This window comes from Mesorhizobium sp. P2_B5 (assembly GCF_056404775.1).
In genome coordinates this window covers 986,569-1,008,384 of record NZ_JBFUDJ010000002.1, presented here as the reverse complement: position 1 = coordinate 1,008,384, position 21,816 = coordinate 986,569, and the positions used below count along the sequence as shown (strand labels likewise).

The window sequence follows — 21,816 nt, the reverse complement described above, 5'->3', positions numbered from 1 at the left end:
AGTGAGTGACGGGCTTGCGTTTTACGCCGCCGCCGCAACACGCTCGGCAGCACCCGCTGCCACCACGGCGTCGACCTTGGCTGTCGCCTTGGCGAGCGCTGCGGTAACGGCATCGGGGCCCATGCCGACGCCTTCGATACGGATGACTTCGACATCGGTCATGCCGAGGAAGCCGAGCACCGAGCGCAGATAGGGGACAGCGTGGTCCATCTGGACGGCCGCGCCTTCGGAATAGATACCGCCGGAAGCGAGCACGATGTAGACCTTCTTGCCGGTGACGAGGCCCTTGGGGCCGCCCTCGCCGTAAGAGAAGCTCCTACCGGAACGGGCGATGTGGTCGACCCACGACTTCAGCGTCGAGGAGATGTTGAAGTTGATGAAGCCGGTGGCCAGGATCACGGTGTCGGCGGCGAACAGCTCGTCGAGCGCGACGTCGGAGACGCCGACGACTTCAGCCTGGCGCGGGCTGCGGGCTTCGACGGGCGTGTAGATGCCGGTCGAATAATCGGCGTCGATATGCGGCAGCGGGTTGGCGACGAGGTCGCGCACGACAAGCGTGTTCGACGGATCGGCGGCGAGGAGCTTTTCAGCGAATTCGGTGGCGATGCGGGTCGAATGCGAAGCGGAGCCACGCGGGCTCGAGGTTACAAGAAGGATGGACATGGCGGTTCTCTCCAGTGGGAATTGAATTGTCCCGCTTGATATGGGCCTATCGATCCATTCAAAAAACTGGTATATTTTCTATATAACCCATCCATAAAGTAGATACGCCATGCAACCCAATCCGACGCTCGACCAATTGCAAATCCTGGTGGCGGTGGCCGACACCGGCAGTTTCTCGGCCGCCGGGCGCAAGCTGAACCGGGCGCAGTCTGTCATCAGCTATGGTATCGCCAATCTCGAGGCGCAGCTTGGGGTGAAACTGTTCGAGCGCGAGGGCACGCGCGAGCCACAGCTGACCGAGATCGGCCGGGCGATGCTGGAGGATGCGCGGCGCATGGTCGGCATGCTGCAGCGCATCCGTTCGCGTGCCGATGGCCATCATCAGGGGCTGGAGGCCGAAGTGGCCCTGTCGGTCGACGCGACGCTGCCTTCGCCGGTGCTGGTTCGTGTACTGAAGGCATTCGAGGCGCAGTTTCCAACCGTGATGCTGCGCCTGCACATCGGTTCGCTCGGCCTGATCCCCGATCATGTCGTCAGCGGACAGTCCGATCTTGGCATTGGTGGCCTGCTGGGAGAGGTCGACGTGCATCTCGTGCGTATCGGCTTCATGTCGATCGTGCTGGCTGCCGCCCCCACCCATCCGCTGGCCCGGCTGCCGAAGCCGGTGGCGCTCGAAGATGCGCGCGAACACACGCAACTCGTTGTCACCGACCAGTCCGAACGCACCAAGGGACGCGACTTCGGCGTCTTTGCCTACCGAACCTGGCGACTGACGGATGTGCGCACCAAGCATATTCTGATGCGCGAGGGCCTGGGTTGGGGCGGGCTGCCGCGCTGGCTGATATCAGACGATCTCGCCAGCGGCCGGCTGGTGGAACTCGACCTCGTACCCTACAGCGAGGTGCGCTCATCGCTCTATGCCATGCATCGCGTCGACCGCAGTCCGAAGCCGGCGGCGGCCTGGCTGATCGACCAGTTCAAAAGCCAGCTCGGCTGTTTCAACGAGTTCGAGCCGGGCCCAGTGCCTGACGAGGAGCCAGTCCGTCGATCAGCGCCATGAGCACGGCGCGGTAGTCTTCGGCTGAGGCGCCGGCCTCGACGGCCAGTGCTGCACGATCGAAAGCCGCGGCGAGCAAAGCAGTCAGCGCGTCGACCGGCAGCCTGATCATCAACGACTGCTCGCGCATCGCTGCAACCAGGCCTTCGCGCAGCGAACGGTTGCCGTGGCGGTTGTCGATCGCGTCCATGGCGGCGCGGCCGAGCACGGCAGGTCCGTCGAGCAACAGCAGTCGGGTGCGGCCGGGCGCGCGCATGGCAGCGAGATAGGCGTCCGATCCTGCGATCAGCGCGTCGCGGGCAAACAGCGATGGCGGCGAGGCACGATCGATCTCAGCGGCGACAGCTTTTGCCTCCTGCTCGACCACGGCGGCAAACAGCGCCTGCTTGTCGGCGAAATGGTGATAGAGCGCGCCGCGGGTGACGCCGGCGGCCGCTACGATCTCCGGCGTGCCGGTCTCGGCATAGGATTTTTCAATGAACAGTTTGCGCGCGGCGGCGATCAGGTCGGCACGTGTTGCCTCGGTGCGATCGCGATTGGAGCGGCGCGCGGTCTCTCGTTGCATACATGCAGCCTGTATGTTATTTCAATTTACATGCAGACTGTATGTTAGCTGACGGGAGAAAGAAAGATGAAGACGACGAGCTATTATCCGGTGTTGATGACGGGCGACGTAGCCGGCACGAAAGCCTTCTATATCAACCACTTCCGCTTCAAGCCGTTGTTTGCGAGCGACTGGTATGTACATCTGCAGTCGACCGAGGATCGCCGGGTCAATCTCGGTATCGTCCACGGCGACCACGAAACGATCCCGGAAGAGGGGCGCGGCCGCACGTCGGGGCTGCTGATCAATTTCGAGGTCAGGGATCCGGACGCGGTTTATGAGCGGATCGTTGCGGCCGGCCTGCCGATCCTGCGCTCGCTGCGCGACGAACCCTTCGGCCAGCGACATTTCATCACCCGAGACCCCAATGGCGTGCTGATCGACGTCATCAAGCCGATCCCGCCCAGCCCTGAGTTTCAGGCGCAATTCGCGGAGGGCGCGGCTGGGAGCTGAGCGATGGCAGCAAGTGTCGGCAGCGGCTCCGGCCTCTGTGGCCGGGGTCACGCGATGCAGTCTATGCTGGATGATGCTGAAGCCGGTCCTGTTGCATGCGTGACATCTGCCTTGTTCGTGCGCCCTCCAATCTCGGCCTTCGGCCGCTGCACCCGGGCCATGTGCCCGGCACATGGCGGGCGCCGCAGGCGCTGAGCGAAGCCGGCCTCATCGAGGCGCTGGCGGCAATGCGGGTGGTCGATCTCGAAAGGCCCGCTTACAGCATCGAACAGCAACCGGGCACCCGCCTGCGCAATGGTCCGGCGATCCGCCGCTTCAATCTCGACCTTGCCGAGATCGTCGCAAGTGCGCTCGGGAAAAGCGAATTCCCGCTGGTCATCGGCGGCGATTGTTCGATCCTGCTTGGCGCGCTGGCGGCCGCGCGACGGTCCGGCGCGGTCGCGCTGGTGCATGTCGATGGCCACAGCGATTTCCGCCATCCCGGCAATTACGACGTCGATGCCGCGCTCGGCTCGGCCGCCGGCATGGACCTGGCGCTTGCCACCGGACGTGGCGAGCCTTTGTTGACGGAGTGGCCCGGCATTGCCGGTCCGCTTGTTGCTGACGAGACGGTGGTGCAGATCGGTGAACGCGAGAGCCGCGATGCCGATTTTGCCTGGTCCGACATCAATGCGACCGCCATCACGCGTATCGATGTCTTTGCCGCGCAGGAACTCGGCGCGGCTGGAGTGTTGGAAAAGACCCGAGCCACGCTGACGCGCGCCGATTGTCCCTACTGGTTGCATCTCGATGTCGATGTGCTCGATCAGACAATCATGGCGGCGGTGGATTCGCCCGGCAGTCCCGGCATCGATCCCGACGATCTCGTTGCGATCCTGTCGGCGCTGGCAGGGGACCTGCGCTGCATCGGCATGGACATGACCATCTACGATCCCGATCTCGACCCGGACGGCGACCTCGCAGCGTTGCTGGTGTCGCTGCTCGGGCGCGTGCTCAAGCAGCGATAGGGTTCAGCTCGCCCTTGCCACCGGCGTCACCGTGACCTGGCTGACGCCGGTGCGGCGCACCACGGTGCACAGCGTCTCGCGGCCGATGCGTTCGGCATCGAGCATGCGCACGAGGTCGTCGACGCCGGTGACTGGGCGGCCGTCTATTGCGGCGATGATGTCGCCCTCCTTCAGGCCGGCCTTTGCCGCCGGGCCGTTCTTCTCGACGCTGCGCAGCCGTACCGCGGTGTTGGTCGACACCTGTGACAGAAGCGCTGCGCGGCGCGGCAAATTGGTGGTGTCGGCGGAGATGCCGATGAAGGCGCGCCGCACCCGGCCGAAGCGGATGATCTCCGAAATGACGAAGTTCGCGGTGTTGGAGGCAACCGCGAAGGCGATGCCTTGCGCGCCATGGATCATGGCGGTGTTGACGCCGATGACCTCGCCGGCCGACGAGACCAGCGGCCCGCCGGAATTGCCAGGATTGAGCGCCGCATCGGTCTGGATGACGTCATCGATCAGCCGCCCGGTCGAGGCGCGCATCGACCGGCCAAGCGCCGAGACGACGCCGGAGGTGACGGTCCATTCGAAGCCGAGCGGATTGCCGATGGCGATGGCGATCTGGCCGCGCCGCAGCCGCTTGGAATCGCCCAGCGGCGCCACGTCGGCAAAGCTGCCGTCAGCGCGCACCAGCGCGATGTCGGTGTCGGGGTCGCGGCCAAGCACGCGGCCTTCGCTGGAGGCGCCGTCCGGCATCGAGACTCGCACCGTCCTGGCGTCGCCGACCACATGGAAATTGGTGACGACCAAGCCGTCCTGTGCGATGACGAAGCCGGAGCCGTGGCCGCCCTGGCCGCCAATGCGCTCGATGCGGCAGACGGCGGGGCCGATGCGATCGACCGCGTCTGCCACCGTCGTCGAATAGGCGTCGAGCAGTGTGTCGTCCGGTTGGAATTTGGCGGCGGCGACGGCCATTGGTGGGCTCCGTGTTTTCAGGCTTGTTCGTGATTTTTTCCTGTGCGTGTCGTCATCCCAAAACCGCTGAGCACTTTTGGGCGACACGCACTATATGTGCGAAGCGGCGGGAAGCGCCGCGACCTGACCAGATGGCCAGTGAAACCTTGAACTAGCCGTCAGGCGAGTATCTGCGGGCCGGCTGCCGAGCGATATCTGGGGCATGCAAGAAACCCAGGAGACCAAAATGAGCGACTTCAATCTCAGCGCCTTTTCCGCGGCCATCGCCGACGTCGCGGCTGCGGCGGCACCCGTGACGGCAAGTTTCACCACCCATCACCATCGCACCGCCAGCGCCTTCCATTGGCGTGACGGCTATTTCGTCACCGCCGAGGAAGCCGTCGAGGCCGGCGAGGAGATCGAATTGGCATTGGCATCGGGCGAGACGGTCAAGGCCGAACTGGTCGGCCGCGACCCCTCGACCGGCGTCGCGCTTCTGAAGCCGGCAGGTGCTGCCACGGCGCCTGCGCTGGCCAAGGCGGATGCGGTGCGGCCGGGCAACGTCGCCATCGCCATCGGCAGCAGCCAGGGCTCGGCTCTGGCCGTGTCGGGCTCGGTCGGTGAGGTCGGTCCGGCCTGGCGCTCGATGCGCGGCGGCACCATCGACCGGCGCATCAATCTTGCCGTCAATGCCGGCGGCCGTTTCGAGGGCGGGCCGGTGCTTGACGCCAAGGGCGCGCTGATTGGCATGCTCCTGTTCGGGCCGCGTGGCCGCGCCCTGGTCATGCCTTACGAGACGATCGAGCGGGCCGTAGCGACACTGCGTGAAAAGGGCCATGTCGCGCGTGGCTATCTCGGCGCCGGCCTGCACCCGATCCGCGATGGTGCGGCGCGGGGCGCGATGGTGATGAGCCTCGACGACAATGGCCCGGCCAAGGCCGCCGGTCTTGCTCTCGGTGACATCATCGTGGCGTGGAACGGCGAGGCCGTACATGGACCGCGCGAGCTGATCCGCAAGCTTGGGCCCGATAGCGCAGGTGCCGCAGTGAGGCTTGGCGTGGTGCGCGGCGGCGAACAGCGCGATGTCGCTGTGACCATCGGCGAGAAGCCGCTGAGCTGAGAGGGTTGATGGACACGCTCGCCAACGATCGGATCATGTCCGACGGCCCCGCCTCGCGGCGGCTAGTGGTGCTGATCGCGCTTGGCGACGTTGTTCGCGCTGAGCGCTTGGCTGCTGCGCTTGCCGCGAGCGACGATCTGTTGCCGGTCGCGGCCGGCAGCGGTGCGGCCGACGTCGCCATCATCGACGGCAGCGGCGCTGATGCCGTGCCGGCCGCCACGCCGCGGGTGCTGCTGTCTGGGCGTGCGGGCAGCGAACGGCCTGCCGGCGAGGTGATGGCGGTCATGCCTGCCGGCGCGGACGATCTGCTGATCGCCGCGGCGGTGCGGCTGGCGGCGGCTGGCTATCGCGTCTCGGGCGACGGCGGTGGCGGGCGCCATGGGGATTTTCATGCTGGCGATGGCGGGCCTTTCGAGGAAGACCTCTCCGATGAACATGCCCCCCGACCGGCACTATCACCGCGCGAGGCCGAAGTGCTGGCACTGCTTGCCGAGGGCGCGCCCAACAAGGTGATCGCGCGACGGCTGAACATCTCGGTGCACACGGCAAAGTTCCACGTCGCCGCGATCCTGATCAAGCTCGGCGCGGCGAACCGCACCGATGCGATCGCGATTGCCATGCGGCAGGGCCTAGTGCTGGTCTGATGTTGCTCAAACTGCCGCTTCGATATCGGTCAGCCGGAAATCATCGCCCTTGAACAACAACGGCATGGCTTCGAGCCGTGCCGTGGCGTAGGCGATGCAGTCGCCGAAATTCAGCGCCGCCGGATGCCGGCCCTTGCCATAGCGCAGGAAGGTCTGGCGGGCGACGGCAGCGTGGTCGGCGGTGAATGGGACGGTTTCGATCGAGGCGGTACGCAGGAACTGGTCGAGGCGATCCAAGACTTCTTCCCGGCGGCCAGCGAGCACCATCGTCGTTTCAAGCAAAGTTGGCGCTGCCAGCAGCCGTCTCTTGGCCTGAGTGATCGCCAGCACGAAACGGTCGTAGCCCGGCTCAAGGCTCAGAATGGCGACCAGAACCGAGGAATCGATGATCATTTTGTCGGGATTCCGAACTCATCGTAACCAAGGATTTCGTCGTCGGTCAGTGCGTTTTCACGTTCCGGGACGTTTCCAGCACTGTCCGCAATCGCCATCAACCGCTGAAACAGGTCGCTGGCTTCGTCGCGTGGCACCAGCCGCTCGCGCGCGACCTCGCGCTCGAGGCTCTGACGGATAGCCTCTGTCACGGTCACGCGCCGGCGGCGGGCGAGTTCGCGCGCCAGTTGCTCGACTTCCATGTTCTTGATGGACAGCGCCATTCTATATTCCACCTTTTTGCATAGAATATATACCAAGCGCCTGACAAATCCTACAGCTTCGGGCGCAGATCGATGTCACCCTCCGCAGCGTCACCCATCGCTTCCCGCCGCAGGCCCTTGTATCCCGCAACTGCGCGGGCAAGGATCGCGCAAAGAACCAAAGCCACTGGAGGAAAAATGTCGCTGAAGGGAAAGACGCTGTTCATCTCCGGCGGGTCGCGCGGCATTGGGCTGGCGATTGCGCTCAGGGCGGCGCGCGATGGCGCCAATGTGACGATCGCGGCCAAGACCGCCGAGCCGCATCCGAAGCTGCCAGGCACGATCTACACGGCTGCCGAAGAAATCGGGCAGGCCGGCGGCAAGGCGCTACCGGTTTTGTGCGACATCCGCGAGGAGGCGCAGGTTGCCGAGGCAGTCGCTAGAACCGTGGAAAAATTCGGCGGCATCGACATCTGCGTCAACAATGCCAGCGCCATCCAGCTCACCGGGACGCTGGAAACCGACATGAAGCGTTACGATCTGATGCACCAGATCAACACGCGCGGCACTTTCCTGGTCTCGAAAATGTGCATTCCGCACCTGAAGTTGGCAAGCAATCCTCACATTCTGAATCTGGCGCCGCCGCTCGATATGAAGGCCAAGTGGTTCAAGAACCACGTCGCCTACACGATGGCCAAGTTCGGCATGTCGATGTGCACGCTGGGCATGAGCGCCGAGTTTGCCAAGGACGGCATCGCGGTCAATTCGCTGTGGCCGATCTCGACCATCGACACCGCGGCGGTGCGCAATCTGCTCGGCGGCGCGGCGGTGGCGGCGATGAGCCGTTTGCCCGATATCATGGCCGATGCCGCGCATGCCATCTTCCTGCGGCCATCGCGCGAGACGTCAGGCAATTTCTACATCGACGAAGAGGTGCTGCGCGCCGAGGGTGTGACGGACTTTTCGATCTATTCGCCCGGTGCGACAGGATCGCTGGCCGGCGACTTCTTCGTGCCGGACGACGTGTTCGCCAATTCGCCGACGAACGTCAAAAGCATCTACTAGCTGACATCATCTGCCGTAGGCGTTCGTCTTTTCGAAAAGCCAAGCAATTGGCTCTTCGTCCGCTGCGCGGCCCACTCCTCAACTCCCCGTATGGTGACGGCGAGGAGGCGATCGCTTCACTCTTCGCTCTTCTTGCCTTTGGCCAGGCCCATCAGCCGGTCGATATAGGCGAGCATGAACGCCGAGACGACGAAGGCGAGGTGGATGATGGTCAGCCACATCAGCTGGTCGGTCGTGTAGGAGGCAGAGTTGAGGAACACCTGCAACAGGTGGATCGAGGAAATGGCGACGATGGTCGAGGCAACCTTGACCTTCAGCGAGCCGACATCGATCGTGCCGAGCCAATGGACCTCGCCGTCATTCTCGTCGAAGCGGCTGACGAAATTCTCGTAGCCGGAGATAATGACCATCACCACCAGCGAGGCGACAAGTGCCGCATCGATGAGGCCGAGCATTTTCAGGATGGTGTCGGTGTCGCCGAGCGTAAAGGCCAGGGTGATAAACTCATAGAGCTTCTTGCCGAAGGATAGTGCGTAGACGGCCAATGCCAGGGCCAGCCCGATGTAGAAAACGACCAGCAGCCAGCGCGAAGCGAGAATGATCGATTCGATGGCAAGTTCGAGACGTTTCATGCAGCGGTTCCGGTCAGCTTTCTGAGGTCGAATGGGTATTTCGGCCAGCCCGCCCCGGTTTGCAAGGCTAATTGTAGTGCAAAAAACCCCGCCGGGAGGGCCGGCGGGGCTCAATGCATCCCGCTGGAGTCGGGACGGGGCAGGGAACGCCCAGTCGTGAATCTGGGGTGAGCGGCCTCGCGATTCAATGAGCCGGCTCTAATGCTTGTACAATTCTTGTTGACTGAGCTTGCGGTTCGTACATCCACCCATCCCGGTCTACCGGGATGGGTCCTTTTTTTGCCGATCTATTCCAGAAAGCCACTCAAGCTGTTGGAAAACCAGATCAATTGTTGCTCGCCACCGGCGCCACCAGCGAGGTGATGCGGCGGATGGCGACGCGGCGGTTCTCGCGATTGGGCGCCGTCGTGTTCACCTTCAAATACTCCTCGCCATAGCCCTGCGTGGTCAGGTTCTCCGGCGGGATGCCGAAGGCATTGGTCAACGCTTCGGCGACCGACTCGGCGCGGCGGTCGGACAGAGCAAGGTTCGCCTCCGGCGTTCCGACCGCGTCGGTGTGGCCTTCGATGAGGAAGGTTTCGGCCGGGTTCTTCTTCAACAGCTTCTCCATGGCGCTGGCGACGCCTTCCAGTTTCTGCACTTCGGTGTCGGAGATCGAGGCCGAGCCAAATTCGAAGTTCAGCGTGTCGAGGTCGACGCGCCGCGCGATGTCACGCACACGCGCCGAGCGCTTGACCTCGTCGATCGAATAGAGGCGCTGGACCCTCTCCACCGGCGGCTGTTCGAGGAAGGTGTAGTAGTCGTCCGGATCCTCCACATCCTCCGAATCCAGAATGTAGTCCCGACGCGAGATGTCGAGCCGCATCGGCGGCAGGTCGTCGCCGGGATCGCGCCAGTCGCTGTCATCCTCATAGTGCCGCTCGTCGACATAGCTCAGCACATATTCGCGTCCATCCGGCGCAATGCGCGAACGCTGGATGACGTCGCCATAGCGGTTGCGGATGGTGACGATCTGGACACCGTTGTCACGCTCGACGATTTCCCGGGTGCGATCGCCCGACAGATCCTCATAGTAGACGTTCCTGGCGCCGCGGGTCATGCGCGGGGCGTCATTGCTCTGGACGAATGTCTGGTTGTTGAACTGCAGGATGACGCGGTCGCCGAGTTCCCTGACGACGTCGACGCCTTTCGGACGCCGGCGGTCGCGAACGTTCTCATCGGGTGCACGCTCTACGCGCGTGCCCTTTTCCTCCGTCACCGGCGCGATCTTTTCAAGCTGGATTGCTTGTTGGGCCGACTTGTCGTCGGTGGGCGGCGGTCCCTGGTCGACCGGAGCCGGCTTCGGGTTCTGCGCCTCTGTGCTGCCCTGCGCGGGCTGCTCGCCCGTCTGGCCGCCTGCATTCTGACCATTCTGGCCGTCGGCGTTCTGGCCGCCCTGGTCCTTGCGGTGCTTGCGCCTGGCATCCTTCTGGCTGTCCAGAATGGGTGCTTCGTCGGGATTGGCCACGGCTTCGCCCTGGGCCGGTTTTTCGCCCTGCGCCGGCTGCTCGGCATTGGCGGGTTGTTCACCGGTCGCGGGCTGTTGTTCACCGGCCGCAGGTTGCTGTTCGCCTGTCACCGGCTGTTCGCCGACAGGTTTCTTGCCATGCTTCCTGGCCTGGTCCTTTGGCTGTTCGCCCTCGGCGGGAGCGGCTTGCTGATCGGCCGGGGGCTGGACCGGCTCCGCCTGCGGCACGGGTTCTCCGGCAGGTGCAACCTTGGTGGCTGGCGCCTGTTCGGCAGGTGCGGCCTCGATCTGCTGGTCCTGCTTGCGCTTTTTCTTGCGCGCATTGTTGTCGTTCGCCGGCGCTACCTGTTCTGTGGGCGCTGCCTGCTCTGCAGGCTGCTGGGCCGGCTGTTCAGCCGGCGCCGCTTCGATCTGCTGCTGCTGGTCGCGCTTCTTCTTGCGCGGCTTGGGCTGCTGTTCATCAACTGCGGGGGCCGGCTGCTCGGCAGCAGGCGCTGCCTGTTCCGCCGGCGCTGCCTCGATCTGCTGCTGCTGGTCACGCTTCTTCTTGCGCGGCCTGGGCTGCTGTTCTTCCACGGCGGGAGCAGCCTGCTCGGCAGGGGCCTGCTCCGTCTGCTGCTGTTGATTGCGCTTCTTCCTGCGCGGCTGCTGCTCTTCAGCCGGAGCGACCTGGTCAGCAGGAGCCTGCTCCGTCTGCTGCTGTTGATTGCGCTTCTTCTTGCGCGGCTGTTGTTCCTCGACGGCTGGCGCGGCCTGCTCGGCGGCGGCCGGTGCCTGTTCGGCCTGCTGGCGTTTCTTTTTGCGCGGCAGTTCCTGGTCGGTCTGCTGACCATCTGCAGCAGGGTCGTCCTGGACCAGGATCAATGGCGCGGCCGTGTGCTGCAAGGGGCCGAAAACGGCGTTGCCCTGCAGCGGGGAGGCGCCCAACGGCGCGGATGCCATCAGCAAGCCAAGTGCCGTGCCTGCCAGTACCCGTGGTTGGCGTTTCATCACGAATTCTCCTTGTGGGGTCCCATCCCTGCCCAAACTTTCATCAGCCGGATTGGTTCCGGTTCGTGGACATTACCGACAACGAAGGACGATTGACCGGCCTTTTGAAGGCAACTTCATGTTCTTCGTATGGTGCGGGCGGCATTTGCGGCGGCGGTACAGCTTGACCTCACCGCCAGCGAGGGCCACATCTCAGCCCATGATGGAAACCCCGTTCTGGAAAACCAAGACGCTGGAAGCGATGACGCCGGCCGAGTGGGAATCGCTCTGCGACGGCTGCGGCAAATGCTGCCTGTCGAAACTCGAGGACGAAGATACCGGCGAGATCTACTGGACATCAGTCGGCTGCCGTCTGTTCGACGGGCAAACCTGCCGCTGTTCGGACTATGCCAACCGGCTGGCGCGCGTGCCGGACTGCGTCGGGCTGACTCCGCAGAATGTGCGCACCATCAGTTGGCTGCCGAAAACCTGCGCCTACCGGCTGGTTGCCGAGGGACACGATCTCTACTGGTGGCACAGGCTGGTGTCGGGAAGTGCCGAGACCGTGCATGAGGCCGGCATTTCCATGCGCGGCCGCGTCCGCGCCAGCGAGACCGATCTTGCCGAGCCGGACGACTATTTCGACTATATGCTCGACGACGAGCCCTAGATTCAAAGTGATAGAGCATGATGTCTGGACAAACACTGTTGTCCGAGAAAACCGCTTCACACTTTTCGGCATCATGCTCAAGCGTCTGGAACGGATGTAGCCGCCGCCCGTTTTGGGATGACCGGACGTTTTTGACACTCCAAGTCGTTTGCAGCGGTGGAAGGGGCGGTTGCTTTCGACCTGTCCGGCAGATTAACCGAAAATGAACGGCCGGTTCGCAAAGAGTTCAGACTGCAAGGAGCATTCTCCCCCCATCGGTTCGACGAAGACGGGCGCCAGCCCTCAACAAGGAGAAGACAATGTTCAACACGTTCAAAACGGCAGCCCTTTCGGGTCTCGTAGCCCTCGGCACGCTTGCCGCCGTGCCCGCTCATGCGGACTCGATCTATCTCGGCTTCGGCAACAACCACGACCGCCGCGTCGGCGTCTATACCGGCGACGACGATGACGGCTTTCGCCGCGAGCGCCATTGGCGCCGCTGTTCGCCGGAGCGCGCCCTCGACAAGGCCGAGCGCATGGGCCTGCACCGCGTCCGCCTCATCGACGTCAATCGCCGCGTCGTGAAGGTCGCCGGCCGCCAGTATGGTGATCGCGTGGTGGTCGTGTTCGCCAATGAGCGCGGCTGCCCGGTTATTTATCGCTAAGGCAGGAGACTGATCTGCTGATGAAGATCAGTCTGGAGGCATGATCCTCTGCGAGGATCAGCCTGTGATAGCGGCATGATCCTCTGCGAGGGTCGGCCAGGAGCCCCTTTCCCATAGCGCGGAAGGGTGCGGCTCGAAGAAAACCCCGAAGGACCATGTCCTCCGGGGTTTTTTATTTGGTGCCAATTAAAATACCGGCCAGTTCGGCCCGCAGCATGCTGCCGCGGGCCTTTGCCGATTTGGATAAGCCTACTTGAGCTCAAAGGTGACGGTGACCTGCACGGCATAGGCATTCTCGCCGGCCTGTACCGGAACCGCGGCGCCTGCCGCATCGAAGGCCTTGGCATTGATCGGCATCGGCGCCGGCGCGATGTTCTGGTCGGTAATTTCCAGCACCCGTCCGATGCTGACGCCGGCAGCCTCGGCCAGCGTCTTGGCCTTGCCCAAGGCGTCGGCGACCGCCTTCTTGCGGGCCTCTGTGACGGCAGCCTTCGGATCCTCGTTGGAGAACGAGATGCCGCCGCCCTGGTTGACGCCGAGCGACACCGCCTTGTCGAGAATCTCGCCGGTCTTGTCGATGTCGCGGATGCGCACGGAGAGCGTGTTGGTCACTTGGTAGGCGACAAGCTCGGCTTCCTGGCTGCCGTCGGGCTTGTTGGTGTAGTTGTAACGTGGGTTGATCTGGATGCCGGCGGTCTGCAGGTCGCGGTCCTTGATCCCTGCCGATTTCATTGCGGCGATCACGGCGGCCATGGCGTCATTGTTGGCGTCGAGTGCCGCGCGTGCCGTCTTGGCCTCGCGCATGACGCTGAGCGTCAGCAGCGCCAGATCCGGCGCTACAGTCGACTGGCCTTCACCCGACACGATGATGCGGGGCGGGGGCAGCGAATCGGCAGCGGTGGCAATAGCCGGAAAAGCGATCGCCGCGGCAAGTGCGAGCGGCAAAAGATGTCTGGTCATGAAAATCTCCTCGGTCTGCGATCCAGTCGCGCCTGTCGACTAGGATGCGAATATGGGCTGATTTGGGCGATCTCGGCCAGCCTGTCCGGAAAGCCTTGTGCCGCGTAAGGAAAAACACTAATCCAGCGCGCGTGGGGCCTGTAGCTCAATGGTTAGAGCCGGCGGCTCATAACCGCTTGGTTGGGGGTTCGAGTCCCTCCGGGCCCACCATAACCTTTGATTTTATTGTTCCCAATTGAGCCAGCCCGCAATCCGGCGGGCTGCAGACGCCGATGACGCTGTCGACAGCGAAGCCGTGGTCAGCCGCGCGTCCTGGAGCGGCTGAAGACGATCTCGCCGATGGCGATGGCGCAGGCGCAGATCGCCATCAGGACGATCGAGATGACGGCTGCCGACGGCAGGTCCGTGCCGGTCTCGGAGATCTTGCTGTAAAGCAGCAGCGGCAGTATGTTCACTTGCGTGCCGACCAGGGCGAGCGCGGTACCATAGGCGCCGACCGAAACCGCCGAAGTGAGGCAGAAAGCGGCGATCAGCGAAGGCATGATCTGCGGTATCAGAACATCCGCCAGAACCCGCAGCGGTCTGGCCCCCAGAGAGCGCGCCGCGCGCAGTTGAACGGTGTCGAAATTGCGTACGGCCGGCAGCACGATGAGAACGACGCGCGGCACCAGATAGTAAGAATAGGCGAGGCCGAGCCCGAGGGTGGAGAAGATGAAGCCGCCGACCGCCGCCGGGTCGAAGCCGAGCTTTGCCAGAAGCAGCGTGACGAAGCCGGCGCGTCCCAAAAGCAGGATGAAGCCATAGGCGACAATCAGGCCGGAGAAGGTCAAGGGCAGCGAGATGGCGATCAAAAGCGAGGTGCGCATGCGCGGCGACAGGCGCGCCAGCGTGATGGCCACCGGCACGCCAACGAGAAGCGAAAAGAGCGGGGCGGCAACGCCAAGCAGGATGGATCCGCGCAAGCCGGTCCAGAACGTCGGATCGTCCCAGACGCGGGCGAAAGCGGAACCGCCGTCGCTCATGGCTTCGGTCAGAATGGCGGCAAGCGGCAAAAGAAAGAAAAGGCCGAATACCACCGTTCCTGGCACGGCGAATGACGCAGTGACGGCGCCGGGCGTTCTTGCGGACATTTTTGTTCCTTGCTGTGCTTCGGTCCGCGAGGTTCGTCCTCGCGGACCGCCATGCGGCAATGATTACTGACCAAGCACCGCTTTCGCCCAGCCGGCATCGATCTCGCTCTTTCTGGCGGTCGCCTTGACGATATCGATCGGCTTCAGTTGCGGGGCGTCCGGCAACTTGCCGGCCACGCTCTCGGGCAGTTTGACGCCAGGCACCGACGGACGCACGAAACCTTCGGCGAAGATGCCTTGTCCCGTCTCGGTCATGATGAAGTTGAGCCAGAGCTTGCCGGCATTCGGGTTCGGCCCGTTCTTGACCAGCGAGATGGCGTAGGGTGCCGCCGCGGAGGCTTCCTTCGGCATGACCACGGCAATGTCGTCGCCCATGCCGTCCGTGTACTTTGCCTTCAGGCCGTCATTCTCGTAGCCGATCCAGATCGGGATCTCGCCTTTCAGAAACTGGGCGTAAGGCGTCGTGCCGACAGTGCGCAGGACGTTGCCGGCCGCGGTCAGCTTGCCGAGATAGTCGATGCCAGGCTGAACGTCGTCCATGCTGCCGCCATTGCCGAAGGCCGCGGCGAAGGCAATCACCTGGCCTTGCCCCGTCGAACGCGGATCCTGATAGACGATGGAATTCTTGTATTCGGGCTTCAAGAGATCGGCCCAGCCTTGCGGCACGTTCTTGACCAGCCTGGTGTTGACGAGGAACGAAACGTTGAGCGTATGGACCGTGAACCACTGGCCGTTTTCATGGCGGAATGCTTCCGGCAGCTTGTCGAAATTTACCGGTTTGAAATCGGCCGCCAGGCCCTTGGACGCGGCGTCGAGCGCGGACGCGGCGAAGTAGTAGGCGGAATCGGCCTGGGGGCGGTTCTTTGACTTGTCGAGCGTCACGACCGTCGCGGCCGAGCCAAGATCGTTGTAGACCATTTCGACGCCCGGATAGCGGGTCTTGAAGGCCTTGAATTCGGCAGCCCAGTTGGCCCAGGTCGGACCGGTGTCGAAGGAGACGACCATGCCCTCCTGAAGGGCCGCGTCGTAAAGGGCCTGCTCCCCCTGGTAGAGTTCCGGCCCATCGAAGGCGAAGGCAGGCGTGCTTAGCAGCGAGACCGCCAGAAGGGCGGCTCCGAGGCCGATATGCGTGTTCATTGCGATTTCCTCTCTGTCGCTTGACTAACTGGTTTGCTGGCTGGGCGGCAGCAGCCGGATCGCGTCCGGCGGGATCGCGACGCCGCTTATGTCTTCGCGCATGCGGGTTTCCAGCCGCACCGTGCCGTTGCCGACGGCAAGATCGATGCGGCGCGTGGAGCCGAGGAAACGGTCGGCGACGATGTTGCCGGCAAGTGCGTTGACGTGTCTCAGGGCATCCGCGTCGAGCGGAACCACGCTTTCGGGCCGCACGAGCGCAATGACGGTCGCGCCAGGGGCATGGCCGGCCGTGTCGCAGGCGAGAACGCCCACCGGCGTTTCGATGCGGCCCGCGGCCGCAATCGTCGAGCGCCAAAGGTTGGCTTCGCCGACGAAACGCGCCACCGCCTCATCGGCCGGGCTGTCGTAGAGTTCGCGCGGCGGCGCCACCTGCACCAGCCTGCCGTCGCGCATGACGGCGACGCGATCGGCGATCGACAGCGCCTCTTGCTGGTCATGCGTGACCAGCAGCGCGGCGATGCCGGCCGCGCGCTGCACGCGCAGGATCTCGTCGCGCATCTCGACGCGCAGATTGGCGTCGAGGGCTGAAAGCGGTTCGTCCAGCAGCAGGCCGCGCGGCTGGAACACCAGCGCGCGGGCAAGCGCCACGCGCTGCTGCTGGCCGCCTGAAAGTTCGCGCGGTGCATTGTCGGCGCGGTTGCTCATGCCGACGCGCTCCATGGCCTCCAGCGCACGCCTGCGCCTCTCAGTCGGCGTCATGCCCCGCACCTTGAGTGGATAGGCGACGTTCTCCCAGGCGCGCATATGCGGGAAGAGGCCGTAGGACTGGAACACGATGCCGAGATCGCGCCGCTCCGGCGGCATAGCCGAGACATCCTTGCCGTCGATGATCACGCGTCCCTGGGCCGGGGTCAGGAAGCCGGCAAGCAGGTTGAGCAGGGTGGTCTTGCCCGATCCGGAAGCGCCTATGACGGCGACCAGCTCGCCCGGTCCGACTTTCAGCGACACATCGCTGACGCCGGCGTTCGCGCGCGGATACTGGAACGAGACCTGGTCGAGATCCAGCATCAGGCCGTCCTCCCGCCCGCTGTCGTGCGTGCCGCCAGCGAGCTCGCCAGCGCCGCCATGGTGGCCAGCGCGAGGAGCACCACAGTTGCCGCGCAGGCAAATCCCGTCGCGCCGTAGAACGCTTGCAGCAGCACCACCGGATAGGTGCGCGAGAGAAAGCCGGAGATCAGATTGGAAATCTGGAATTCGCCGATCGATAGCGCCGCCACCGTCAGCAGGGAGGAGGTTAGGCTCGCGCCAAGAAGCGGCACGACGATGTCGCGGGCGCGTTGGGCAAAGCCCGCGCCAAGGGAAGCTGCCACGCCTTCGTAGTCGGCAAGGCGCAGCTGTTCCATATCGGCAAGCAGCGTGGTGACGCTGTAGGGAAGCGTCAGTACGAGATGCGCGGCGACGAGCAGCCAGAAACTGCCGAGCCACGGCAGGCTGTCCGACGAAAAGACCAGGATGAAGCCAAAGGCCAGCACCAGTTCGGGCGCGGCCACCGGCATCAGCGCGGCAAGCCGCGCGGCGAAGCGCAGGCCGCGATGGGCTGCCGAATGGATGGCGTAGGCCAGCGGCAGGCCGACGATGACGTTGAGGACGCATGTGGCCGCCACGACCTGAAGACTGGTAGTGAAGGCGCGGCGGAAACTCGGGTCCGCCGCGACCTCGGCATACCAGCGTCCGGTAAAACCTTGCGGCAGAAGCGTGTTGCTCCACGTCTCGCCAAACGAACCCATGAGCAACAGCAGGATCGGCGCCGCCAGAAAAATCAGATAGAAAACGGTTACTGGCAGCACGAACCGCGTCCCTCCGATTTGAATGGCTGTATGTGTAAGTTTTCGTTCATCACATCATTTATCCACAGAGGGTGATAGATTTATGACAAGCTTGGCCCCTGGCCTCGCAGAATGTATCCGGCCAAGCGGGCGAGGGCCTCGCCGGCATCCTGGCACAGGGTGGCGCCGTCGACCGGAGGCGTGTTGCCGAGCGCCAGAACCGGGCGGTTGAAATGCAGGCCAAGCGCCATTTCCGATAGCGTGCCGTGGCCGCCGCCTATGGCGATCAGGATCTGGCAGCCGCGGGCGATGATGGCGTTGCGGGCTGGGCCGATGCCGGTGGCAATGGGAATGGCGACATAGTCGTTGGCCGCGGTCCATTCCTCGTCGGGCAGCAGGCCGATCGCCATCCCGCCGGCCTCGCTGCAACCCTTGCAGGCGGCTTCCATCACGCCATTCTTGCCGCCGCATAACAGTTGCAGGCCGAGCCGCGCCAACTCGCCGCCTATATGTTCGGCCATTGCCAATTCGTCGTCCGTGGCGATTTTCGGTCCGATTATGCCGACCGGTACGCGGCGGATGCCGCCATTGGCGGCCAGCCTGCGCAGTGCCTCGACCGCGCTGACGGCAACTGCGTCCGCAGGCGTGTCGCCAAGGCGCCATATCATGGCCCAGGCGTCGAACCGGCCGTCCGGCCCGAACAGGGCTTTCTCGGACGCCGACCACAAAAACTCTTCGCTCACCATTATTCTCCTCTTGCCGCAGGCTTATCATGCTGCGATAGTACATGGAAGATATCTTACACATTTCGAAGCTGCCGCGACAAGGTCGAACCCATGGAAGCCAGCTTGAACGACAAGATTACCGAGAGGCAGGCGCGCATCGTCGAGATCGTCAGCCAGCACGGTTTTGCCACCATCGACACGCTGGCCCGCGATTTCAGCGTTTCGGCCCAGAGCGTGCGTCGCGATATCATCAAGCTCGATGCCGAAGGCCTGTTGCAGCGCTTTCACGGCGGCGTCGGGGTGTGCGAGGCGTCCGTGCGTTTGGGTTACTCCGAAAAGCGAACGGTTGCCGCCGATGCCAAGCTGCGCATCGCTGAGCGGGCGGCGGAGCTGATTCCTGAGGACAGTATCGTCTTTCTGGATGTCGGCACCACTGTCGAAGCCGTCGCGCGGGCCTTGTGTGGGAAGCGGCGGCTGCGCGTCTTCACGGCGAGCCTGCCGGCTGCGGCGATTTTGACCGGCCGCCCCGGTATCGATCTCTTCGTGTTCGGTGGCGCGGTGCGCGGCGCCGACGGTTCGCTGGCCGGCGAGACGACGCTGGCCATGATAGGTCGCTTCCGTTTCGACTACGCGGTGCTCGGCTATTCCGGCTTCGACGAGGATGGCGCGCTGATGGATTTCGATCTTGAGAAAGTGGCGGTCAAGCAGCAGGCGATCGCACGGTCGGCGCATGTGCTCGCGGTTGGCGATTCCTCGAAATTCGCCCGTCGCGCACTGGTGCGTGTCGCCCCTCCCGGCGCCGGGTTCACGATCGTCACGGATGCAATCATCCCGGCTGACCGCAAACGCTTCGTCGCGACATTCGGCTACCGGGTCGAGAAAGCTGGCGGTCCTTAGCGACCCCATGTTTGGTACCGGCAAGCAACGCAACAGGCATTGTTGAACACGATCCGGGCAAGCGGCGATACGGGCTGACCGGATCCTTTCTCTCTAGGTCCATCACGATGAGAACGACAGTAATTCTCCCGGCGGCGACCAGGGGCGCGTGCGCCAGCAGCCTGCAGTTCAGGTCCTCTCACGATGTGGTCGAGACTTGCCGTGACGCCGGAGGTGCCAGGCAATCGGGCCGCTGGAAGCCGCTGCAACAGTCGGCGGTATCGGGATCAAACCATGCGGCATCGCGCACAGACCACTCAGGTCATAAAGTCCATCCTGCGCTACGAGGGAGAAGGATGTCGGTCGCTGTAAATTCGATGATGAGGCAGCGACATTGCCACGCATCCTGCCGGCCGGTCGGATGCCTGAAACGATACGGCACGACCAGGCCGTACGAAGATTGCGGTCTGGGGCCATTTTGCGCCGACTTTAGGCAGCGATCCATTCGATCATTCCGTAGGGAAAGCGGACCAGGAAAGCGCCCCACTCCGCCAATAGCCGGGATGGCTCTTCGCATGGTGTTGCCGTGAGCGCCGCGACTCTCCGGCTACTCACATGGAAGAAGGACGAAGACGTTCGCAAAATGAGCGCGGCAAGGCTGCGCATTTCCATCAGGTTGGGGCAATTCGTAGGACGGACCCCTGGTCTGTCGGCAGGCAAACTTCAGGCAAATATCGTGGTGATCCCAAACAGATATGCCCACGAATTTCAGCAGTTCTGCGCCAGAAACCCAAAGGCATGCCCCCTGGTCGCGGTGGGCAGTGTTGGGTCGCCCCACATAAGAGCGCTCGGCGGCATCGATCTGCGCACCGACGCGCCGCAGTACGATGTCTACCGGTTTGGCGAATTGGTGAGCCGGAAGACGGACATAACCAAAGAGTGGCGGGGAGATTTTTCCACATTTGCCCTGGGCAGTTCCTTCACGTTCGAGAACAGGCTGATCGCAAGCGGCGTCGAGCTGCGCCATGTGAGGATGGGGATGAAGGTGCCGGTCTATCGCAGCGCCATCAGGACAGTCCGTGTGGGACCCTTCAGCGGAAACATAGCTGTTTCCATGCGCCCGATCCGCCGTATCGATATCGACAAGGTGAGGGCGATTTCGGTTCGCTATCCTCAGGCCCATGGCGCGCCAATCCACATCGGCGCTCCGGACGTCATCGGCATCGATGACATCGAGGCCCCGGAATGGGGCGACGCGGTTGGGCTTCGGGAAGATGAAGTTCCTGTGTTCTGGGCGTCGGGCCTCACCGCACAGAATGCCCTGCAGCGCGCGCGCCCGGAAATCTTCATCACCAACGCGCCCGGCTACATGCTCATCACCGATGTCGACAGCCGCGCGGATGTCGGCCCCTTCAAAGTCTATTGAAGCATGATCGTCCGAACGCTCCAGCGCGGCGCGCTTCAGGTGAGGCCGTTGCGGGAGAGATGGCGAACGACCGGCGCGAACATCTCCTGCTTGATATAGGACCCCATCGGCGCCCCCTCGAACAAGGCTTCGGCGAGCGCCGCATCCTCGGCCACGACGATGCCTGCCTCACGCGCCTGGGCTGCCAGTTCGCCAGCCACGCGGCCCTGGCCTTTGGCGACGACCGCTGGCACCGGCGTCTCGTCCTTGATGTAACGCAATGCCACGGCACGGTCGGCGGAAACGAACACGATCACCGCGTTTTTCACGCCGAGCCTTATCGGCCTCGTCACGGCCTGACGTCGTTGCCGCCGCTGTTCCTGGCGGATCAGGGGATTGCCTTCGAGGTCCTTGTTTTCACGCTTGTACTCGCTCACCGTCATGCGCGTGTCGCGAAGAAACAGCCAGCGCTGCAGGGGAACATCGATCACGCCGATGGCGACCAAGGCGAGTGCCGCGGCGGAGCCCAGCGGCACCAGTACCGCCAGGACGGTCGGCCCAAGGCATGTCTGGCCACAGCCAGGCGCGTCGAACAACGGCTGCAGCGACGAAGCCAGGACAATTGCGAACACGCCGGCCAACAGAACCACCTTGATCAGGCTCTTGGCGAATTCGATGACATTGCGCAGCGACAGGATTTTCTGAAGACCCTTTGCAGGGTTTATGTTGTCGAATTGCGGCTTCAGCGGTTCGAAGGAAAAGACCGGGCCGAACGTCGACAGCATGCCGAACACGATGGCGAGCACGACAACGATCCCAACCAGTGGCAAGGTGGCGATCATCAGCACCGAAAAGGTGTGTCGCACGGCTCGCATGCTGATGTCAGCGAATGCGTCCCCGGGTGTAGTCACGGTCTGAATCAGCTGTAGAACGTGGTCCAGAAGCATTGGCCATGCGACGTAGAGATAGGCCAGCACTGCAAGGAAGGTAAAGCCCGAGACAAAATCCCGGCTATGCGACACCTGTCCTTTGCGGCGAGCATCGCGCAGCTTCTTGTCGGAAGCCGGCAGTGTTTTTTCTTCCGCTTCCTGGCTCATCTTTCGATCTTAACCGTGCGTCTCCCGCTCCCCGAAAATATCCCGTCCGCCAAACTT

25 protein-coding genes and 1 tRNA gene are annotated in these 21,816 nt (G+C 63.6%); 12 read left to right on the top strand and 14 right to left on the bottom strand.

Annotated features, from left to right (window positions below; translation table 11 throughout):
- Positions 1–21: 21 nt before the first annotated feature.
- Positions 22–663 carry an FMN-dependent NADH-azoreductase gene (locus AC1D1N_RS11270; RefSeq protein WP_477348575.1) on the bottom strand — a complete coding sequence of 214 codons (642 nt, stop codon included), beginning with the start codon at positions 661–663 and terminating at the stop codon, positions 22–24.
- Between the two features lie 109 nt (positions 664–772).
- On the opposite strand from AC1D1N_RS11270, the gene AC1D1N_RS11265 reads away from it, so the two are divergent.
- Positions 773–1,723 (top strand): LysR family transcriptional regulator, encoded by a 951-nt coding sequence (locus tag AC1D1N_RS11265; RefSeq protein WP_477348573.1) that lies wholly within the window; start codon positions 773–775, stop codon positions 1,721–1,723.
- On the opposite strand, the gene AC1D1N_RS11260 is transcribed toward AC1D1N_RS11265, so the two are convergent.
- Entirely contained in the window at positions 1,662–2,285 is a 624-nt protein-coding gene (locus AC1D1N_RS11260) for a TetR/AcrR family transcriptional regulator (protein WP_477348571.1), read from the bottom strand. The genes AC1D1N_RS11265 and AC1D1N_RS11260 overlap by 62 nt on opposite strands.
- Positions 2,286–2,351: 66 nt before the next feature.
- On the opposite strand from AC1D1N_RS11260, the gene AC1D1N_RS11255 reads away from it, so the two are divergent.
- Positions 2,352–2,777, top strand: a complete 426-nt coding sequence (locus tag AC1D1N_RS11255) for a VOC family protein (protein ID WP_477348569.1) — start codon at positions 2,352–2,354, stop codon at positions 2,775–2,777.
- Positions 2,778–2,872: 95 nt separating this feature from the next.
- Entirely contained in the window at positions 2,873–3,784 is a 912-nt protein-coding gene (locus AC1D1N_RS11250) for an arginase family protein (RefSeq protein ID WP_477348567.1), read from the top strand.
- A gap of 3 nt (positions 3,785–3,787) precedes the next feature.
- On the opposite strand, the gene AC1D1N_RS11245 is transcribed toward AC1D1N_RS11250, so the two are convergent.
- Positions 3,788–4,738, bottom strand: coding sequence for a S1C family serine protease (locus tag AC1D1N_RS11245; protein WP_112563267.1), 951 nt, complete (start codon positions 4,736–4,738; stop codon positions 3,788–3,790).
- A 226-nt stretch (positions 4,739–4,964) separates the two neighbouring features.
- Here AC1D1N_RS11245 and AC1D1N_RS11240 point away from each other — a divergent pair, with 226 nt between their 5' ends.
- Together AC1D1N_RS11240 and AC1D1N_RS11235 are read left to right on the top strand one after the other, a co-directional pair.
- Positions 4,965–5,837, top strand: coding sequence for a S1C family serine protease (locus AC1D1N_RS11240; RefSeq protein ID WP_477348565.1), 873 nt, complete (start codon positions 4,965–4,967; stop codon positions 5,835–5,837).
- An 8-nt stretch (positions 5,838–5,845) separates the two neighbouring features.
- Positions 5,846–6,481, top strand: a complete 636-nt coding sequence (locus AC1D1N_RS11235) for a helix-turn-helix transcriptional regulator (protein ID WP_477348563.1) — start codon at positions 5,846–5,848, stop codon at positions 6,479–6,481.
- A gap of 6 nt (positions 6,482–6,487) precedes the next feature.
- Here the strand turns inward: AC1D1N_RS11235 and AC1D1N_RS11230 are convergent, their stop codons facing one another.
- Both AC1D1N_RS11230 and AC1D1N_RS11225 read right to left on the bottom strand, forming a co-directional pair.
- The gene (locus tag AC1D1N_RS11230) at positions 6,488–6,874 is read right to left on the bottom strand and encodes a type II toxin-antitoxin system VapC family toxin (protein ID WP_477348561.1); all 387 of its coding nucleotides are present in this window, start codon (positions 6,872–6,874) and stop codon (positions 6,488–6,490) included.
- A complete protein-coding gene (locus AC1D1N_RS11225; RefSeq protein WP_352589640.1) occupies positions 6,871–7,137 on the bottom strand; it encodes a type II toxin-antitoxin system VapB family antitoxin in 267 nt (88 codons plus the stop codon). The genes AC1D1N_RS11230 and AC1D1N_RS11225 overlap by 4 nt, the downstream gene beginning before the upstream one ends.
- Before the next feature lie 177 nt (positions 7,138–7,314).
- On the opposite strand from AC1D1N_RS11225, the gene AC1D1N_RS11220 reads away from it, so the two are divergent.
- Positions 7,315–8,181, top strand: coding sequence for an SDR family oxidoreductase (locus AC1D1N_RS11220; protein ID WP_477348559.1), 867 nt, complete (start codon positions 7,315–7,317; stop codon positions 8,179–8,181).
- Between the two features lie 116 nt (positions 8,182–8,297).
- On the opposite strand, the gene AC1D1N_RS11215 is transcribed toward AC1D1N_RS11220, so the two are convergent.
- Entirely contained in the window at positions 8,298–8,813 is a 516-nt protein-coding gene (locus AC1D1N_RS11215) for a TIGR00645 family protein (RefSeq protein ID WP_477348557.1), read from the bottom strand.
- A gap of 325 nt (positions 8,814–9,138) precedes the next feature.
- A complete protein-coding gene (locus AC1D1N_RS11210; RefSeq protein ID WP_477348555.1) occupies positions 9,139–10,431 on the bottom strand; it encodes an OmpA family protein in 1,293 nt (430 codons plus the stop codon).
- On the opposite strand from AC1D1N_RS11210, the gene AC1D1N_RS11205 reads away from it, so the two are divergent.
- From AC1D1N_RS11205 to AC1D1N_RS11195, 3 genes are all read left to right on the top strand, one after another.
- Positions 10,396–11,406 (top strand): hypothetical protein, encoded by a 1,011-nt coding sequence (locus tag AC1D1N_RS11205; RefSeq protein ID WP_477348553.1) that lies wholly within the window; start codon positions 10,396–10,398, stop codon positions 11,404–11,406. The two genes, AC1D1N_RS11210 and AC1D1N_RS11205, sit on opposite strands and share 36 nt — an antisense overlap.
- Before the next feature lie 106 nt (positions 11,407–11,512).
- Positions 11,513–11,959 carry a YcgN family cysteine cluster protein gene (locus tag AC1D1N_RS11200; protein ID WP_112563363.1) on the top strand — a complete coding sequence of 149 codons (447 nt, stop codon included), beginning with the start codon at positions 11,513–11,515 and terminating at the stop codon, positions 11,957–11,959.
- A 299-nt stretch (positions 11,960–12,258) separates the two neighbouring features.
- On the top strand, positions 12,259–12,603 hold the full coding sequence (locus AC1D1N_RS11195) for a hypothetical protein (protein ID WP_477348551.1): 345 nt from the start codon (positions 12,259–12,261) through the stop codon (positions 12,601–12,603).
- A gap of 249 nt (positions 12,604–12,852) precedes the next feature.
- On the opposite strand, the gene AC1D1N_RS11190 is transcribed toward AC1D1N_RS11195, so the two are convergent.
- Positions 12,853–13,563 (bottom strand): SIMPL domain-containing protein, encoded by a 711-nt coding sequence (locus AC1D1N_RS11190; RefSeq protein ID WP_477348549.1) that lies wholly within the window; start codon positions 13,561–13,563, stop codon positions 12,853–12,855.
- Between the two features lie 134 nt (positions 13,564–13,697).
- On the opposite strand from AC1D1N_RS11190, the gene AC1D1N_RS11185 reads away from it, so the two are divergent.
- A tRNA-Ile gene (locus AC1D1N_RS11185) sits at positions 13,698–13,773 on the top strand.
- Between the two features lie 89 nt (positions 13,774–13,862).
- Here AC1D1N_RS11185 and AC1D1N_RS11180 read toward each other — a convergent pair.
- From AC1D1N_RS11180 to AC1D1N_RS11160, 5 genes are all read right to left on the bottom strand, one after another.
- On the bottom strand, positions 13,863–14,693 hold the full coding sequence (locus AC1D1N_RS11180) for an ABC transporter permease (RefSeq protein ID WP_477348547.1): 831 nt from the start codon (positions 14,691–14,693) through the stop codon (positions 13,863–13,865).
- A 63-nt stretch (positions 14,694–14,756) separates the two neighbouring features.
- On the bottom strand, positions 14,757–15,830 hold the full coding sequence (locus AC1D1N_RS11175; RefSeq protein ID WP_477348545.1) for an extracellular solute-binding protein: 1,074 nt from the start codon (positions 15,828–15,830) through the stop codon (positions 14,757–14,759).
- Between the two features lie 24 nt (positions 15,831–15,854).
- The gene (locus AC1D1N_RS11170) at positions 15,855–16,898 is read right to left on the bottom strand and encodes an ABC transporter ATP-binding protein (RefSeq protein WP_477348543.1); all 1,044 of its coding nucleotides are present in this window, start codon (positions 16,896–16,898) and stop codon (positions 15,855–15,857) included.
- Positions 16,898–17,677, bottom strand: coding sequence for an ABC transporter permease subunit (locus tag AC1D1N_RS11165; RefSeq protein ID WP_112563247.1), 780 nt, complete (start codon positions 17,675–17,677; stop codon positions 16,898–16,900). The genes AC1D1N_RS11170 and AC1D1N_RS11165 overlap by 1 nt, the downstream gene beginning before the upstream one ends.
- 80 nt (positions 17,678–17,757) lie before the next feature.
- The gene (locus tag AC1D1N_RS11160; protein WP_477348541.1) at positions 17,758–18,399 is read right to left on the bottom strand and encodes a TIGR00725 family protein; all 642 of its coding nucleotides are present in this window, start codon (positions 18,397–18,399) and stop codon (positions 17,758–17,760) included.
- A 105-nt stretch (positions 18,400–18,504) separates the two neighbouring features.
- On the opposite strand from AC1D1N_RS11160, the gene AC1D1N_RS11155 reads away from it, so the two are divergent.
- Positions 18,505–19,278: a DeoR/GlpR family DNA-binding transcription regulator gene (locus tag AC1D1N_RS11155; protein ID WP_162712237.1), complete on the top strand. Its 774-nt coding sequence runs from the start codon at positions 18,505–18,507 to the stop codon at positions 19,276–19,278.
- 565 nt (positions 19,279–19,843) lie between these two features.
- Entirely contained in the window at positions 19,844–20,683 is an 840-nt protein-coding gene (locus AC1D1N_RS11150) for a putative hydro-lyase (RefSeq protein WP_477348539.1), read from the top strand.
- Between the two features lie 35 nt (positions 20,684–20,718).
- Here AC1D1N_RS11150 and AC1D1N_RS11145 read toward each other — a convergent pair whose 3' ends face one another.
- A complete protein-coding gene (locus AC1D1N_RS11145; protein WP_477348537.1) occupies positions 20,719–21,759 on the bottom strand; it encodes an EscU/YscU/HrcU family type III secretion system export apparatus switch protein in 1,041 nt (346 codons plus the stop codon).
- Positions 21,760–21,816 lie beyond the last annotated feature (57 nt).

What these genes read in the sequence shown, in the direction of transcription:
- AC1D1N_RS11230 (WP_477348561.1), bottom strand. Translation starts at nt 6,874, where the DNA reads ATGATCATCGATTCCTCGGTTCTGGTCGCCATTCTGAGCCTTGAGCCG.
- AC1D1N_RS11245 (WP_112563267.1), bottom strand. Translation starts at nt 4,738, where the DNA reads ATGGCCGTCGCCGCCGCCAAATTCCAACCGGACGACACACTGCTCGAC.
- AC1D1N_RS11145 (WP_477348537.1), bottom strand. Translation starts at nt 21,759, where the DNA reads ATGAGCCAGGAAGCGGAAGAAAAAACACTGCCGGCTTCCGACAAGAAG.
- AC1D1N_RS11225 (WP_352589640.1), bottom strand. Translation starts at nt 7,137, where the DNA reads ATGGCGCTGTCCATCAAGAACATGGAAGTCGAGCAACTGGCGCGCGAA.
- AC1D1N_RS11250 (WP_477348567.1), top strand. Translation starts at nt 2,873, where the DNA reads ATGCGTGACATCTGCCTTGTTCGTGCGCCCTCCAATCTCGGCCTTCGG.
- AC1D1N_RS11240 (WP_477348565.1), top strand. Translation starts at nt 4,965, where the DNA reads ATGAGCGACTTCAATCTCAGCGCCTTTTCCGCGGCCATCGCCGACGTC.
- AC1D1N_RS11255 (WP_477348569.1), top strand. Translation starts at nt 2,352, where the DNA reads ATGAAGACGACGAGCTATTATCCGGTGTTGATGACGGGCGACGTAGCC.
- AC1D1N_RS11195 (WP_477348551.1), top strand. Translation starts at nt 12,259, where the DNA reads ATGTTCAACACGTTCAAAACGGCAGCCCTTTCGGGTCTCGTAGCCCTC.
- AC1D1N_RS11260 (WP_477348571.1), bottom strand. Translation starts at nt 2,285, where the DNA reads ATGCAACGAGAGACCGCGCGCCGCTCCAATCGCGATCGCACCGAGGCA.
- AC1D1N_RS11270 (WP_477348575.1), bottom strand. Translation starts at nt 663, where the DNA reads ATGTCCATCCTTCTTGTAACCTCGAGCCCGCGTGGCTCCGCTTCGCAT.
- AC1D1N_RS11200 (WP_112563363.1), top strand. Translation starts at nt 11,513, where the DNA reads ATGGAAACCCCGTTCTGGAAAACCAAGACGCTGGAAGCGATGACGCCG.
- AC1D1N_RS11235 (WP_477348563.1), top strand. Translation starts at nt 5,846, where the DNA reads ATGGACACGCTCGCCAACGATCGGATCATGTCCGACGGCCCCGCCTCG.
- AC1D1N_RS11180 (WP_477348547.1), bottom strand. Translation starts at nt 14,693, where the DNA reads ATGTCCGCAAGAACGCCCGGCGCCGTCACTGCGTCATTCGCCGTGCCA.
- AC1D1N_RS11220 (WP_477348559.1), top strand. Translation starts at nt 7,315, where the DNA reads ATGTCGCTGAAGGGAAAGACGCTGTTCATCTCCGGCGGGTCGCGCGGC.
- AC1D1N_RS11170 (WP_477348543.1), bottom strand. Translation starts at nt 16,898, where the DNA reads ATGCTGGATCTCGACCAGGTCTCGTTCCAGTATCCGCGCGCGAACGCC.
- AC1D1N_RS11265 (WP_477348573.1), top strand. Translation starts at nt 773, where the DNA reads ATGCAACCCAATCCGACGCTCGACCAATTGCAAATCCTGGTGGCGGTG.
- AC1D1N_RS11175 (WP_477348545.1), bottom strand. Translation starts at nt 15,830, where the DNA reads ATGAACACGCATATCGGCCTCGGAGCCGCCCTTCTGGCGGTCTCGCTG.
- AC1D1N_RS11215 (WP_477348557.1), bottom strand. Translation starts at nt 8,813, where the DNA reads ATGAAACGTCTCGAACTTGCCATCGAATCGATCATTCTCGCTTCGCGC.
- AC1D1N_RS11190 (WP_477348549.1), bottom strand. Translation starts at nt 13,563, where the DNA reads ATGACCAGACATCTTTTGCCGCTCGCACTTGCCGCGGCGATCGCTTTT.